Below are 14180 nucleotides of genomic sequence, written 5' to 3' on the forward strand. Positions count from 1 at the left end.
CTGTTTATACTATAACGGATGTGCATGAACGGAATATGAACAAAACGTATATTTTTGATAAAAACCAAAATAAACTCTATTAGTCAATATTATCAAATTCATCTGCCTCCGGTTGCGGAAATAAGGAATATTTAATTGAATGTTTAAGTTTGACAGATTAAAAACCTCACGGATCTCTCCGTGAGGTTTGTTTTACTCAGATGCTGAATGGCGTTTCGCAAGGACGTCAAGCACATCGTCCAAAGGAAGCGACTGCTCACGCAGAAGAACGAGCAAATGATACAGTAAATCCGCCGCTTCCCATTTTAATTCTTCATGGTCGCGGTTTTTCGCGGCGATAATAACCTCTGCGGCTTCTTCGCCGACTTTTTTGAGGATTTTATCGACGCCTTCCCGAAACAGATACGTTGTGTAGGCTCCGTCAGGCATCTCCGCCTGCCGTTTGGCGATTACGCTTTCCAGTTCATTTAAGATGCCGAAACGGTCCTGCGCGTCCGCTTTTTCCGGAGAAAAGCAGCTGTAACTTCCCTTATGGCATGCGGGTCCTGAGGGCTCCGCAAGCACGATGAGGGCATCTTGATCGCAATCATAGCGGATGGCTTTCACCTTTTGGGTATTCCCCGACGTCGCTCCTTTATGCCACAGCTCCCCGCGTGAACGGCTGTAAAACCAGGTTTCTTTCGTTTCTATCGTTTTTTCGTAGGATTCACGATTCATATAAGCCAGTGTCAGTACTTCTTTGCTTGCCGCATCCTGCACGATGGCGGGAATCAGTCCGGCCTCGTCAAACCGCAGTTCATCTGCCCGTTTCATCTCACATTCACCCCGTGTTTCTTCATATAATCTTTCACTTCTTTTATAGATGTCTCTTTGTAATGAAAAATGGAAGCTGCAAGCGCGGCGTCCGCTTCACCGATCGTGAAGGCTTCAAGCATATGGCGCGCGCTGCCGGCTCCCCCTGACGCAATGACGGGCACCGGGACGGCACGTGTGACAAGCTGTGTGAGCGTATGATTAAAGCCTGTTTTCTCACCGTCTGCGTCCATGCTTGTCAGCAGGATTTCACCCGCTCCCCGGCTGACGGCTTCTTTTGCCCAGGCCGTGACTTCCCACTCGGTTTTCTGTCTGCCGCCGTGTGTGTACACTTTATAGCAATTCGAATCTTCGTCATACTTTGCGTCAATCGCCGCTACGATGCATTGCGAGCCGAAAAAATCCGCTCCTTCCGTAATCAGCTCGGGGCGGAGAACGGCCGCTGTATTAACGGATACTTTATCAGCGCCGGCGCGAAGCATTCGTTTCATATCGCTTAATTGATTAATTCCGCCGCCGACCGTAAACGGAATCGCCAGTTTTGCCGCAACCTGTTCTACGACGTCTGTCATCGTCTTGCGGCCTTCGTGAGAGGCGGAAATGTCGAGAAAAACAAGTTCGTCAGCGCCCTCCCTGTCGTAAGCTTCGGCCAGCTCGACAGGATCGCCCGCATCTTTCAGCCCGAGAAATTGAATGCCTTTGACGACGCGGCCTTCTTTCACATCGAGACACGGAATGATTCGTTTCGTGATCATGCGTCCTTCACCCCGCTGAGCGCTTCAGCCAATGTAAATTGTTTTGTATACAGCGCTTTTCCGATAATCGCTCCCGATACGCCGGCGTCTTTGAAGCGGGCCAGTGCTTTGAGGTCGGCGACTGAGCTGACTCCGCCTGAAGCGATGACGGTTTTTCCCGTTGCTTTTGCGAGCTGAACGGTGCTTTCGATGTTCGGTCCTGACAGCATGCCGTCAGTTGCAATATCCGTGAAAATGAAGGTTTCCGCTCCTTCGGCCGCCAATTCACGGCCCAGATCGGCCGCTCTTACCGAGGATGTTTCCAGCCAGCCTTCCGTCGAGACATATCCGTTCCTTGCATCAAGACCGATCGCGATTTTGCCGCCGTATTGTTTCAGCATGCTCTTCACAAATGCCGGATCGGAAACGGCCGAGCTGCCGAGAATAACGCGATCAACACCTTGTGATAAATAACCGTACACATCCGCTTCAGAACGGATCCCGCCGCCGATCTCGACTTTGGCATCAAGCTGCCGCGCAATGTCAAGAACATGCCTGTCGTTTACTTTCCTGCCTGCTTTCGCGCCGTCAAGGTCCACGAGATGAATCCATTCGGCACCTTCGTTTGCAAATTGCGCCGCCATGTCTAAAGGAGAGTCACCGTATATCGTTTCCTTGCCGTAATCGCCTTGGATGAGGCGGACGCATTTGCCGTTTCTCATATCGATTGCCGGATATAATGTAAAAGCGTTCATTTCTTCACCTTCTGTTCCGCTGCCATTTTTGTAAATTGCGTTAAGATCGCCATTCCGGCCGTACCGCTTTTTTCCGGGTGGAACTGTGCACCGAAGACATTGCGTTTCCCGACGACGGCCGGAACACGAACGCCGTGCTCAGCGCTTGCCAGAAGATCGCCGTCTTCCATCCCGTCTATATAATAGGAATGGACAAAGTAAACGAAGCCTTCTTCCGCTTCCGAAAGCAAAGGAGACGTTTGGTGAAACGTCAGCCGGTTCCAGCCCATATGCGGCACCTTCAGCTTGTTTCCTTCGGCATCTCTGTCTTTGAGTCTCACAGCTTTTCCGGCTAATAAACCGAGTCCTTTTGCAGAGCCGTTTTCGGTGCTTTCTTCGAAAATGAGCTGCATGCCGAGGCAGATGCCGAGGAGCAGCTTACCCTCGTCAACCATACGGTGTATGAATTGATCAAGCTTTGCGCTGCGTAAATTGTCCATGGCGTCACTGAATGATCCGACACCGGGGAGAATAAAAGCATCCGCTTTTTCAAGCTCTTCCGGCCGGTCTGATACGACATACGGGACGCCGACGCGTTCCAGCGCCTTCGACACGCTGAATAAATTGCCCATACCGTAATCAATTACACCGATCATTTACAGCATTCCTTTCGTAGACGGCACACCCTTGACGCGCGGATCAATGGATGACGCTTCATCAAGCGCTCTGCCAAGCGCCTTAAATACGGCTTCTATCATATGATGCGTATTCGTGCCGTAATGAACGATGACGTGCAGATTCATTCTCGCTTCCAGCGCCAGTTTCCATAGGAATTCATGTACCAGCTCGGTATCAAACGTTCCGACTTTCGCTTGCGGAAATGCACCGCGCATCTCAAGGTGCGGCCGGTTGCTCAGGTCTACGGCGACTTGGGCGAGCGCTTCGTCCATCGGTACTAGCGCTGATCCGTACCGTTTGATCCCTTTTTTATCACCGAGCGCCTCCAAAAAAGCCTGCCCTAAGCAGATGCCGATGTCTTCAGTCGTGTGGTGATCATCTATCTCCGTATCGCCTTTTGCGTCAACAGTTAAATTGAATTGCCCGTGCTTTGTGAACAAATCAAGCATATGAGTCATAAACGGCACATCCGTGCTGATGTCGGCTTTTCCTTCTCCGTCTATTTCGAAAGCCAGCTTAATATCGGTCTCATTTGTTGTTCTGGCGCGTTCCGCTTTTCTCATCGGTCATTCCTCCGTTTCTCGCTTCAATCGATCTTGCGTGCGCTTCAAGCCCTTCCAGTCTCGCGAAGGCGGAAATGCTGTCCGCGTGCGTTTCAAATGCCTTCCGGCTGTATGAGATGATGCTCGATTTCTTTTGAAAATCTGTTACATTCAACGGGCTTGAAAACCGCGCCGTTCCGTTTGTCGGCAAAACGTGATTCGGTCCGGCAAAATAATCGCCGACCGGTTCAGCGCTGTATCGCCCTAAGAAAATCGCCCCCGCGTGTCTGATGCTTCCAAGCAAAGCCTCCGGCGAATGCGTCATGATTTCTAAATGCTCGGGCGCCAGCGCATTCACCGTGTCCACTGCATCTTCCATCGATTCCGCGATATAAATGCGGCCGTGATCCTTGATCGACGCTTCGGCGATTTCTTTGCGCGGCAGGGTCTGAAGCTGTTTATCCACCTCATCTGATACGGCTTCGGCAAGCTTCCGTGAGTCGGTGACAAGCACGCTTGAGCTGAGCGTATCGTGTTCGGCCTGTGAAAGCAGGTCAGCAGCGACTTCTTTGGGCACCGCCGTATCGTCTGCCAGGACCACGATTTCACTGGGCCCGGCAATCATGTCAATATCCACAACGCCGAAGACTTCGCGCTTCGCGAGTGCTACAAATATATTGCCGGGGCCCGTGATCTTATCAACAGGCTGTATCGTTTCGGTTCCGTAAGCGAGCGCGGCAATCGCCTGCGCGCCTCCCGCTTTGTAAATTTCCTTTATGCCGAGCTCAGACGCCGCCGCCAGAACGCCCGGCGAAAGGCGGCCGTCTTTTCCCGGAGGACTGACGAGAACGATCCGTTCCACTCCCGCAGCGAGAGCGGGGATGACATTCATTAAAACGGAAGACGGATAAGCGGCCGTCCCGCCTGGCACGTATACGCCCGCGGAATCGAGCGCCGTTATTTTCTGCCCGAGCATCGAGCCGTCTTTGCGATGGTAAAACCACGAGGATTGCAGCTGGCGTTCGTGATATTCTTTAATATTGGCAATCGCCTGTCTGATCACTTCCAGCAGCTGATCATCAAGCAGACGGTACGCCTCGGTGACTTCCTCTGCACTCACGGCCATTTGGTTCAGGCTGATGCCGTCAAATGTTTTTGTATAGGCCAAAACGGCTTTGTCACCGTTTTGTCTGACGTCTCCAATAATCCCCCTGACGGTTTTCCGCTGCTCTTCGGTTCCGCTGTCGATGGAACGCTTCAGTGAGAACCGCTCGCTTCTATTTACTGCGGTTATTTTCATTGTGCCGTTTCTCCTTCCACAACCCTGGCCAGCCTGGCCGCCATTTCGTCAATTACATCATCCTTCATACGGTAGCTGACCGGATTGACGATAAAACGCGATGTGATGTCACAAATATGTTCTGATTCAACGAGACCGTTTTCTTTTAATGTCCGCCCGGTTGATACGATATCTACGATTCTGTCAGCAAGCCCGATTAAAGGCGCCAATTCAATGGAACCGTTCAGCTTAATGATTTCCACCTGCTCGCCCTGCTCTCTGAAATAACTTGACGCAACATTCGGATATTTCGTCGCAATCCTCGGGGCGACTCCGTTCCAATCCGCTCCGGGAAGCCCCGCAACGGCGAGATGGCATTTGCTGATTTTCAGATCGAGCACCTCATACACGTCACGCTCTTCCTCAAGCATGACATCCTTTCCGGCAATACCGGCATCAGCGACGCCATGCTCGACATAAGTCGTCACATCCATCGGCTTTGCCAGAATAAAGCGGAGATTTTCTTCAGGAACGTCAATGATCAGCTTTCTCGATTCTTCAAACTCCTCGGGCAGCCTGTACCCGGCCTGCCGCAGCAACCCGGCCGCTTCTTCGAATATCCGTCCTTTTGGCATTGCCATTGTGAGTACCTTACCCATTCTGCTCTTCCTTTCTGGCACCGATAAAGTATGTGACGTTTGCAAATGATTTTGTCATATGATCGATATTTTCAATGCCCGCCAGATCCTGCAGGACGACTTTTCTGCCTCTCGCCCTTTCTTCCTCCGCGAATAAAATGGCCTGCGCCCGCTGCTCCTTGCTGAAAATCACGGCGTCCGCTTCACTAGTTTCTTCCTGGATGCCGAGCGCTTCAATCAGCCTGTCGATACGGAGCCCGAAACCCGTGGCGGGAGCGGGACTGCCGAAATGGCCGAGAAGATTGTTATAGCGTCCGCCGCTTCCGATGACAAAACCGACATTTGCCGCATACACTTCGAATAAAATTCCCGTGTAATAACTCATATGGCTTACCATATTCAGATCAAGGCGAATATGCTCGGCACATCCGTAATCCTCAAGAATGTCCCACAGGTCTTCCAGCTCCTGAATCAAGCTTTGTCCGGAGATGCCGATGATCTCCTCCGCTTTGGCGCATATCTCTTTCCCGCCTCGCAATTCCAGAAGTGCGAGCAGCCGGCTTTTGTCTATTGAAGAAAGCGGAAGCGATTTGACATGTTCCCTGTATCCCACGTAATTCTTTTCAAAGAGAAAGCGCCGCAGAACATCCGCCCGCTCAGCATTGCCCAGAACCTCGACAAACAGCTCATCAGCGAGTCCGGCATGGCCGATCGCGATTTTAAACCGGTGCAATCCCGCGTTTTTCAAAGCGCCGGCCGCCAGCGCAATCACCTCGGCGTCCGCGCTTGTTGATCCGTCGCCGATCAGCTCCGCGCCGACCTGTTCGAATTCTGCCGGACGTCCGCCTTCCCGCTCCTGAGCGCGATAGACGCTTGCCGCGTACCCCGCTCTGAGCGGATGATTGTGTTTGTGCAGCTTAGACGCCGCCACCCTGGCAATCGGTCCGGTCATATCAGGCCGAAGCACAAGCGTTTTTCCGTCCTGATCGAGAAGCTTAAACAGCTGCTGTTCTTCAATGGCTGACTGGACGCCTACTGTTTCATAAAATTCAAGGGTCGGCGTCTCCATAAACTGATAACCCCATTTATCAATTAAATCCGTCAGTGTGGAACGGACTTTTTTCTTGGCTTCGTATAAACCGGGCAGCGTATCTCTCATGCCATGCGGTTTCTCAAACATAAACATTTGCCTTTTACACCTCCGCTTTGTCTGAAGGAAAATTCCGAATCCTTTAGTTCGCTAATATGATAATATGTTAGCAGATAAAAGAATGAATTGCAACGCCCAATGTCCGCCTATTCTTTTCCATAAACATGGCTAAAGAATGAACAAACCTGTAAACATATCGGAACGATCGAATCATATTGAGCAGAAGTGCTATAATACATAGAATAGCTTCAACAGAAACAAGGGAGAAGAATTGATAATGAAGACGCTTGGAACATTATGTGTGCTGATTCTGACAGCCGTCCTTGTCTATCTGGGATATAACATCTATACAAACGATATTCATTTGAATTTTTTCAATCAGCAGTCCGACGAGCCTGATGAGAAAACACCGTTAAAAGGGAGCGCGTCACCTCTGAATGTCGTTCTGTACAGACAGATGGATTCACCCAGACTGTACAATGGCTGTGAGGTGACAAGCCTTGCCATGATTTTGAATAATGCCGGATATCATGTGTCAAAAAATACATTGGCGGATAAAATCAATAAAGTTCCGCTCACATACAGCAGCGGGCTGAAGGGAGATCCGAATGAAGGATTTGCCGGAGATATGGAAAACGGCCCGGGTTTAGGCGTTTATCATGAGCCGATTGATAAACTCGCCAAAGAATATGCGGGAAACAAAGTATACGATCTGACGGGAAAAGACATTTCTTCAGTGTACCGCCAGCTTGAAAAAGGGCGGCCGGTCTGGGTGATTACCACCACATCCTTTAAGCCGGTTGATAATATGCAGACTTGGAATACGCCGAACGGAAAGATCGACGTTACGTTCAGCATGCATAGCGTAGCCGTCACCGGTTATGATCACGATTATGTATACGTCAATGATCCTTACGGCTATAAAAACAGAAAAACAGATCGGTCTGACTTTGAAAAAGCCTGGAAGCAGATGGGCAGCCAGGCCATTGTGATCAAGTCATAAAAAAACCCCGCTGACGTTAATCAGCGGGGTTTTCCCATTCGTTCTTTCATTTCTTCGGCCGTATAGATCACCTGCATCGGATTTCCTCCGACAAACGCCCCGGCCGGGACATCTATGTGCACCAGCGTGCCGGCTGATACAACGGCTCCGCTCCCGATGGTGACGCCGGGCAGAATGGTTGTGTTTGCCCCGATCATCACCTCGTCACCGATTGTGACAAAACCGGTCCGGTACTCATGTATTAAATATTCATGAGCCAAAATCGTCGTATTGTAGCCGATGATACTGTTTTTTCCGACAGTGATTTTTTCGGGAAACATGATATCCGGCATCACCATCAGCGCGAATGACGTCTGTTTTCCGACATTCATTTTCAAAAAGGTTCGGTACAGCCAGTTTTTCACGCTTAAAAACGGCGTATACCTTGCGATCTGAATGATGATGAAATTTTTCATCACCTTCAGAAAGGGAACCGTCTGATAAACATGCCACAATGAATTTGCACCTGAAATCGGATGGCGGTCTGTTTTTCTCACGGATTACTTCACTCCGGTGATGTGCAATAAATCACTCATTTTCTCGAGCATATAATCTGGTTCATAGGCGGAAAGCGTCTGTGCGCCTTTAATCGTCCACGCGACGCCGGCTGTTTTCGTGCCGGCGTTTTTTCCCGCCATGACATCGTGATAATTGTCACCGACCATTATGGCTTCCGACGGATCGCACCCAAGCCGGCTGAGCGCAAGCCGCACAGGCTCGGGGTCAGGCTTCGGATGCTTTACATCATCAAGCGTGACGACAGTATCGAAAAACGCCCCGATGCCTGTCAGCTTCAATCCCATATTGACTGTATCCCTCAGCTTTGTGGTGACAATCCCGAGCCGATAGCCCGCTTTTTTCAATTCATCCAGCGTTTCATAAACCGTTTCGTACTCCGTGACGAGCTCATCGTGCTTTTCATGGTTGAATGCTCTGTACATGCTGATCATCTCATCGCACTTTTCAGCATTAATGCCTGAAAACGTTTCATACAGAGGCGGGCCGATAAACGGAAGCACATCTTCCCTTTTAAACTGCCCCGGGCAATAATGATCAAGCGTATGAAGGTAAGAAGCGATAATCAGTTCATTCGTGTCAATCAGCGTGCCGTCGAGATCAAATAAAATGGCGGTTACACGTTTATCAGTCATCTTATGTCCTTTCCGATTTCAGGCGTCAGTCCGTGTCGGCATACCGCTTATCGGCATACCCCTTCATGCGTCTGAAAATCATTAAAATAATCGCAAGTACAATCAGCACAATGGAAATGACCTGCGCGATCCGAAGCTGGCTCGTAAGCATCAGGCTGTCCGTCCGCATTCCCTCAATAAAGTATCTGCCGATCGAATACCAGATCACATACGTCAAAAACAGATTGCCCCTGCGCAGGTTCACGCGGCGGAGCAGAAGCAGAATCACGACGCCCGCAAAACTCCACAGCGATTCATACAAAAACGTCGGGTGATAATATTGTCCGTCTATGTACATCTGATTAATGATGAAATCCGGAAGATGCAGACTTTCCAAAAATGACCGGCTGACCGCTTCACCGTGAGCCTCTTGGTTGATAAAGTTCCCCCAGCGCCCGATGGCCTGGCCGAGCAGAATACTCGGCGCGGCAATATCCGCCAGCTTCCAGAATGAGATGCCTCTTACTTTTGAAAAGACGATTCCCGTCGCGATCGCGCCGATTAATCCGCCGTGAATTGCAATGCCTCCTTTCCAAATTTTAATGATTTCCCCGGGGTGTTCCGAGTAATAGCTCCACTCGAAAAGCACATAATATGCCCTTGCGCAAATGATTGCGATCGGGATGGCGAAAAGAACAAGATCAATAAAAATGTCCTTTTTCAGCCCCCGCTTTTCACTCTCCCTCATGGCCATCCAAAGCCCTAATAACGCGCCCGCGCCGATTATGATTCCGTACCAGTGCACGGATAATGGCCCGAGCTGAAAGGCAATCGGATTGATTGGTGTTCCTGCTTCATTCATATCATTGCCAACTCCTATTCGTCTTGTTCGCCGTCCTCAATGACATCCGCCAGCTTATTCGTAAATTGCTCGGCAGCATTTAAGCCCATCCGCTTCAATCTGAAGTTCATCGCCGCAACTTCGATAATAACGGCGAGATTCCGCCCCGGGCGAACGGGAATGGTCAGTTTTGTAATTTCCGTATCAATGATTTTCATTTTTTCTTCTTCAAGTCCGAGACGGTCGTATTGTTTCCCTTGCTCCCAAAGCTCAAGGTCCATGACGATTGTAATTCTTTTATTGCTTCTGACGGCGCCCGCTCCGAACAGCGTCATGACATTTATAATGCCGAGCCCCCTGATTTCGAGCAGATGCTCAATCAGATCAGGCGCGTTCCCGACAAGGGTATCCTGATCCTCCTGCCGGATTTCAACGCAGTCATCCGCGACAAGACGATGGCCTCGTTTGACAAGCTCCAGCGCTGTTTCACTTTTACCGACGCCGCTTTTTCCCGTAATGAGCACGCCGACGCCGTATATATCCACAAGCACGCCGTGAATGGCCGTTGTCGGCGCGAGACGGCTCTCAAGAAAATTCGTCAGCCTGCTTGACAGCCTGGTTGTTTTCAGAGGGGATCTGAGCACAGGCACACCGTTTTGCTCGGAAGCTTCTACAAGCTCCGGCGGGATCGGCATATCTCTGGAAAGTATGATAGCCGGCGTCACATCGGTGCACAGCGATTTCATCCGCTGTTTCTTATCTTCCTCGGGAAGCTGATCGAAAAATGACAGCTCCGTTTTTCCTAAAAGCTGCACCCGTTCTCTCGGGTAATATGTAAAATAACCGGCGATTTCAATACCGGGCCGTGATAAATCACTCATCGTAATCGGGCGGTTAATCCCTTCTTCTCCGCTGATCAATTCTAAATGGAACTGCTCCATTACGTCTTTGGTCCGAACCTTTGCCAAGATATGTTCCTCCTGTTCTGGGATGTTCCGAGCTTTGAACAGTTATATTTTATCACTTTACCGTCTGAACCAAAACAGATTTATACAATTCCGGCATAACTGGTCTAGATAACTAGTCTGAAAAGGAGTAAAATAAAACTAACAACTAACCAGAAAGGCGTGTTTTAAAGTGGCTGAAAGCTTGTTAATCAGCGGTGCGGACATCGTAACAGAAGAAGAAATCATCCGAAACGGATTTCTCGGTATAAAGAACGGCATCATTTCTTACGCGGGGAAAACAAGACCGCAAGAAACGTATGAGAAGGAATGGAAGGCGCCCGAGGGTTCATATGCGCTTCCCGGAATGATTGATATTCATATTCACGGCGGATACGGCGCGGATACGATGGATGCTGATGTTGCAGCACTTGATACAATGTCCGCCCGGCTGCCCGAAGAAGGAACAACCTCTTTTCTAGCGACAACGATCACACAGCAGCACGAAAACATTGAAAAAGCGCTCGTCAACGCCAAAGAATGGACGTCTTCCTCACCGCAGGCCCAAAAAGGCGCTGAGTTGATCGGCATTCATTTAGAAGGACCATTTGTCTCTCCGAAAAAGGCGGGAGCACAGCCGAAACAATGGATTACTCCTGCTGATGCCGGGCTCTTTCAGAAATGGGAGCGGCTCTCGGGAGGGATGATCAAAATTGTGACGCTTGCGCCGGAAGAAGATCCTGATTTCAGCCTGATCCGTTATTTAAAAGACCAAAACATCATCCCGTCAATGGGACACACAGACGCAGGAGCCGAGCTTTTACAAAAAGCGGCGGATGCCGGGGCAGTGCATATGACGCACCTCTTCAATGCCATGAGCTCCTTTCATCACCGTGAGCCAGGGGGCATCGGTACGGCTCTCGCCTGCGGCCGCATCACGGCGGAGCTGATCACCGACGGCATTCATTCCCATCCTTTGGCCGTTAAGCTTGCCTATTTGGCGAAAGGAAGCAAAAACCTGATCATGATTACAGACTCCATGCGGGCAAAAGGGCTTAAGGACGGAGAATACGAATTCGGCGGACAAAAAGTCACCGTTCGCGGGGACACGGCGCTTCTCTCTGACGGGACGCTGGCCGGTTCCATTTTAAAAATGAATGAAGGCGCGGCGCTCATGCGCAGGTTTACAAACTGCTCATGGCTGGATATAGCAAATATGACATCGGCAAATGCGGCCCGCCGCCTCGGCATATTCGACCGTAAAGGAAGCATCGCCGAAGGAAAAGACGCCGACGTTGTTCTGACGGACGGACAGTGCGGCGTGCTGGCAACGATTTGCCGCGGAAACACCGCATATATCTCAAGGGAGGCTGATTGGACATGAACGTTATCACATGCAGACATTATGAAGAATTAAGTGAAAAAGCCGCATCGATTATCGCTGAAACAGTGAAACAAAAGCCGGATGCCGTTCTCGGCCTTGCGACGGGAGGCACTCCTGAAGGCGTATACAAAGAACTTGTGCGGATGCACCGCTCAGAAGACTTGTCATTCCGGAATGTCACGACGATCAACCTTGATGAATACGCCGGGCTTTCTCCCGAGGACAAAAACAGCTATCATTATTATATGAATACACATTTTTTTGCACATATCGACAGCCGAAAGGACCGCCACTTTCTCCCTGACGGACGGGCAGACGATCTTGATGCCGAATGCGGACGATATGACCGATTGATTCAAACACTCGGCGGAGCGGATATACAGCTTTTAGGCATCGGACACAACGGCCATATCGGCTTTAATGAACCCGGGACGCCATTTGAATCCCGAACCCATGTCGTTGAGCTGAATGAAGAGACAAGACAGGCGAATGCGCGGTACTTTCCGTCAATTGATCAAGTCCCTGTAAAAGCCCTGACAATGGGGATCGGGACGATTTTGTCCGGCAAACGGATTTTGATCATGGCATCCGGAAAAAGCAAGGCCCAAGCGGTGAAGCAGCTTCTGGACGGGCGCATCAGCGAAGCATTCCCCGCCTCCGCCCTGCACGCGCATCCGGATGTGACGGTCTTGATTGATGAAAAGGCTGCGGGCGGCGATTGAAAGGATTTGACCTATGCAGATTGATAAACAATCTCCGATTCCGATTTACTTTCAGATTATGGAACAATTAAAAACACAAATCAAAAACGGCGAGCTGAAAGCGGATGCGCTGCTTCCGTCGGAGCGGGAATACGCCGAACAATTCGGCATCAGCCGAATGACGGTCCGCCAGGCGCTTTCCAATCTGGTGAATGAAGGATTTTTATACAGGCAGAAAGGCCGGGGAACGTTCGTCAGCAAACTGAAGATGGAACAGCCGCTTCAAGGGCTGACAAGCTTTACGGAAGATATGAGAAGCCGGGGCATGAAGCCGGGGAGCAGACTTGCCGAATACCAGCTGATTCAGGCGACGGAAGAATTATCTTCTATCCTGGGATGCGGCTATCCGGCAACGCTTCATAAAATCATCCGCGTCCGGCTGGCAAATGATATCCCGATGGCGATTGAGGCCTCGTACATCCCGTTTGACAAGGCGGGAAAACTGGACGCCTCCCATTTTCAATCATCCATGTATGAGCATATTGAAGCGTACAATCAGATGCCGATCTCACGGGCAAAACAAGAGCTTGAACCGGGAGCCGCTTCCGAGGAAGAAGCTGAGCTGCTCGGTATCCAGCCCGGCGCCCCCGTCCTCTATATCAAGCGGACCACTTATCTGCAGGACGGCACTGCCTTTGAGCACGTCAAATCCGCCTACAGAGGCGACCGCTACACATTCGTGCACTATATGGACAGGGTGAAATGAAACATCTCCAACCGTTACGGGTTGGAGATGTTTTTTTGATCTGCCATTTTCAAATCAAGCCGGGGAATATTCTCTATGACTCTGTCAAAACGGAGAGGCTGGGGTTCTGGTATCTATTTTTATAAAGAAAAGAGTAATAAAATGCTACCCTCTGTTTTGGACAATATACGGAACCTGCTTTGAAATCAGCAGCAGCGGTTCTTTGTTTTTATGAGCCAGTGAAAACATGATTGCGCCTTCAATCATCGAGTTGATTGTCACCCCGAGCTTCTCCGCTTCCTCTTGTTCAAACCCATGCTCAAGAAATTTTGCCGCAAACACATCCGTCCACTTCTTGAACACCTCAACACATGTGCATCTTAACGTTTCATTGATCAGAGCGGTCTCACCCGCCAGCAATCCAACCGGCACGCCCTCAATATTCTGCGGATCATTAAACTGTTCAGCCGTTACATGAATAAAGTGCTGAATCGCTTCTACAGGGTCCGCGAATTGAGACATACTATTCTGTATTTGCTTTTCAACGCATCTTCCCGTATATTTGATCGCCGCAATGGCGAGTTCTGCTTTTCCGTTTGGAAAGTGATGATACACAGACCCCCTGGGTGCTCCGCTCTCTTTTATAATTTGATTCAAACCAGTCGCATGGTATCCCTGAATCTGAAAAAGATATGCAGAGGTTTGAATAATTCTTTCTTTTGTCCCGGTTTTACTGTTCATTATGTTTCCTCCTGCATATTACGAAAACCAATCGATTTTAGTATAGAAAAGGGACATAAAAAAGTCAAAAGCACTTATCACAGC

17 protein-coding genes are annotated in these 14180 nt (G+C 49.9%); 4 read left to right on the top strand and 13 right to left on the bottom strand.

The features are described 5' to 3' along the window. Window positions 1-192: 192 nt before the first annotated feature. From hisIE to NYE28_RS18245, 8 genes are read right to left on the bottom strand one after another with little or no spacing between them, the layout of a single operon-like run. Window positions 193-813: a bifunctional phosphoribosyl-AMP cyclohydrolase/phosphoribosyl-ATP diphosphatase HisIE gene (gene hisIE, locus NYE28_RS18210; RefSeq protein ID WP_032876234.1), complete on the bottom strand. Its 621-nt coding sequence runs from the start codon at window positions 811-813 to the stop codon at window positions 193-195. After that, window positions 810-1568 carry an imidazole glycerol phosphate synthase subunit HisF gene (gene hisF / locus NYE28_RS18215; protein ID WP_099567117.1) on the bottom strand — a complete coding sequence of 253 codons (759 nt, stop codon included), beginning with the start codon at window positions 1566-1568 and terminating at the stop codon, window positions 810-812. The genes hisIE and hisF overlap by 4 nt, the downstream gene beginning before the upstream one ends. Further along, the gene (hisA, locus tag NYE28_RS18220; protein ID WP_020956401.1) at window positions 1565-2302 is read right to left on the bottom strand and encodes a 1-(5-phosphoribosyl)-5-[(5-phosphoribosylamino)methylideneamino]imidazole-4-carboxamide isomerase; all 738 of its coding nucleotides are present in this window, start codon (window positions 2300-2302) and stop codon (window positions 1565-1567) included. The genes hisF and hisA overlap by 4 nt, the downstream gene beginning before the upstream one ends. After that, on the bottom strand, window positions 2299-2937 hold the full coding sequence (hisH, locus tag NYE28_RS18225; protein ID WP_099567118.1) for an imidazole glycerol phosphate synthase subunit HisH: 639 nt from the start codon (window positions 2935-2937) through the stop codon (window positions 2299-2301). The genes hisA and hisH overlap by 4 nt, the downstream gene beginning before the upstream one ends. After that, entirely contained in the window at window positions 2938-3522 is a 585-nt protein-coding gene (gene hisB / locus NYE28_RS18230; protein WP_015240671.1) for an imidazoleglycerol-phosphate dehydratase HisB, read from the bottom strand. Then, window positions 3488-4801 (bottom strand): histidinol dehydrogenase, encoded by a 1314-nt coding sequence (gene hisD, locus NYE28_RS18235; protein ID WP_136396644.1) that lies wholly within the window; start codon window positions 4799-4801, stop codon window positions 3488-3490. Before hisD ends, hisB begins: the two co-directional genes overlap by 35 nt. Continuing rightward, the gene (gene hisG / locus NYE28_RS18240; protein ID WP_012118547.1) at window positions 4798-5439 is read right to left on the bottom strand and encodes an ATP phosphoribosyltransferase; all 642 of its coding nucleotides are present in this window, start codon (window positions 5437-5439) and stop codon (window positions 4798-4800) included. The genes hisD and hisG overlap by 4 nt, the downstream gene beginning before the upstream one ends. Further along, a complete protein-coding gene (locus NYE28_RS18245; protein WP_007407436.1) occupies window positions 5432-6604 on the bottom strand; it encodes an ATP phosphoribosyltransferase regulatory subunit in 1173 nt (390 codons plus the stop codon). Before NYE28_RS18245 ends, hisG begins: the two co-directional genes overlap by 8 nt. Window positions 6605-6845: 241 nt before the next feature. On the opposite strand from NYE28_RS18245, the gene NYE28_RS18250 reads away from it, so the two are divergent. Continuing rightward, complete coding sequence (locus NYE28_RS18250) at window positions 6846-7571, top strand: C39 family peptidase (RefSeq protein ID WP_012118548.1); 726 nt, start codon at window positions 6846-6848, stop codon at window positions 7569-7571. 20 nt (window positions 7572-7591) lie between these two features. Here the strand turns inward: NYE28_RS18250 and NYE28_RS18255 are convergent, their stop codons facing one another. Genes NYE28_RS18255 through hprK form a run of 4 tightly spaced genes read right to left on the bottom strand, consistent with a single transcriptional unit; the run spans window position 7592 to window position 10549 of the window. Beyond that, window positions 7592-8107 carry an acyltransferase gene (locus NYE28_RS18255; protein ID WP_337681160.1) on the bottom strand — a complete coding sequence of 172 codons (516 nt, stop codon included), beginning with the start codon at window positions 8105-8107 and terminating at the stop codon, window positions 7592-7594. Between the two features lie 3 nt (window positions 8108-8110). Beyond that, the gene (ppaX, locus tag NYE28_RS18260; protein ID WP_043020609.1) at window positions 8111-8761 is read right to left on the bottom strand and encodes a pyrophosphatase PpaX; all 651 of its coding nucleotides are present in this window, start codon (window positions 8759-8761) and stop codon (window positions 8111-8113) included. A 25-nt stretch (window positions 8762-8786) separates the two neighbouring features. Further along, complete coding sequence (gene lgt / locus NYE28_RS18265; protein WP_012118551.1) at window positions 8787-9602, bottom strand: prolipoprotein diacylglyceryl transferase; 816 nt, start codon at window positions 9600-9602, stop codon at window positions 8787-8789. 14 nt (window positions 9603-9616) lie between these two features. After that, window positions 9617-10549 carry an HPr(Ser) kinase/phosphatase gene (hprK, locus tag NYE28_RS18270; protein WP_003151456.1) on the bottom strand — a complete coding sequence of 311 codons (933 nt, stop codon included), beginning with the start codon at window positions 10547-10549 and terminating at the stop codon, window positions 9617-9619. A 169-nt stretch (window positions 10550-10718) separates the two neighbouring features. Here hprK and nagA point away from each other — a divergent pair, with 169 nt between their 5' ends. The 3 genes from nagA to NYE28_RS18285 are packed head-to-tail and all read left to right on the top strand — an operon-like array spanning window position 10719 to window position 13376. Beyond that, window positions 10719-11909 carry an N-acetylglucosamine-6-phosphate deacetylase gene (nagA, locus tag NYE28_RS18275; protein WP_059367727.1) on the top strand — a complete coding sequence of 397 codons (1191 nt, stop codon included), beginning with the start codon at window positions 10719-10721 and terminating at the stop codon, window positions 11907-11909. Next, entirely contained in the window at window positions 11906-12631 is a 726-nt protein-coding gene (nagB, locus tag NYE28_RS18280) for a glucosamine-6-phosphate deaminase (RefSeq protein WP_007407442.1), read from the top strand. Before nagA ends, nagB begins: the two co-directional genes overlap by 4 nt. A 13-nt stretch (window positions 12632-12644) precedes the next feature. After that, the gene (locus NYE28_RS18285; protein ID WP_012118554.1) at window positions 12645-13376 is read left to right on the top strand and encodes a GntR family transcriptional regulator; all 732 of its coding nucleotides are present in this window, start codon (window positions 12645-12647) and stop codon (window positions 13374-13376) included. Between the two features lie 144 nt (window positions 13377-13520). On the opposite strand, the gene NYE28_RS18290 is transcribed toward NYE28_RS18285, so the two are convergent. Then, window positions 13521-14096 (bottom strand): TetR/AcrR family transcriptional regulator, encoded by a 576-nt coding sequence (locus NYE28_RS18290; protein WP_029973519.1) that lies wholly within the window; start codon window positions 14094-14096, stop codon window positions 13521-13523. Window positions 14097-14180 lie beyond the last annotated feature (84 nt).

The organism is Bacillus sp. FSL R5-0443, assembly GCF_038608285.1.
Classification (GTDB): Bacteria; Bacillota; Bacilli; order Bacillales; family Bacillaceae; genus Bacillus; species Bacillus velezensis.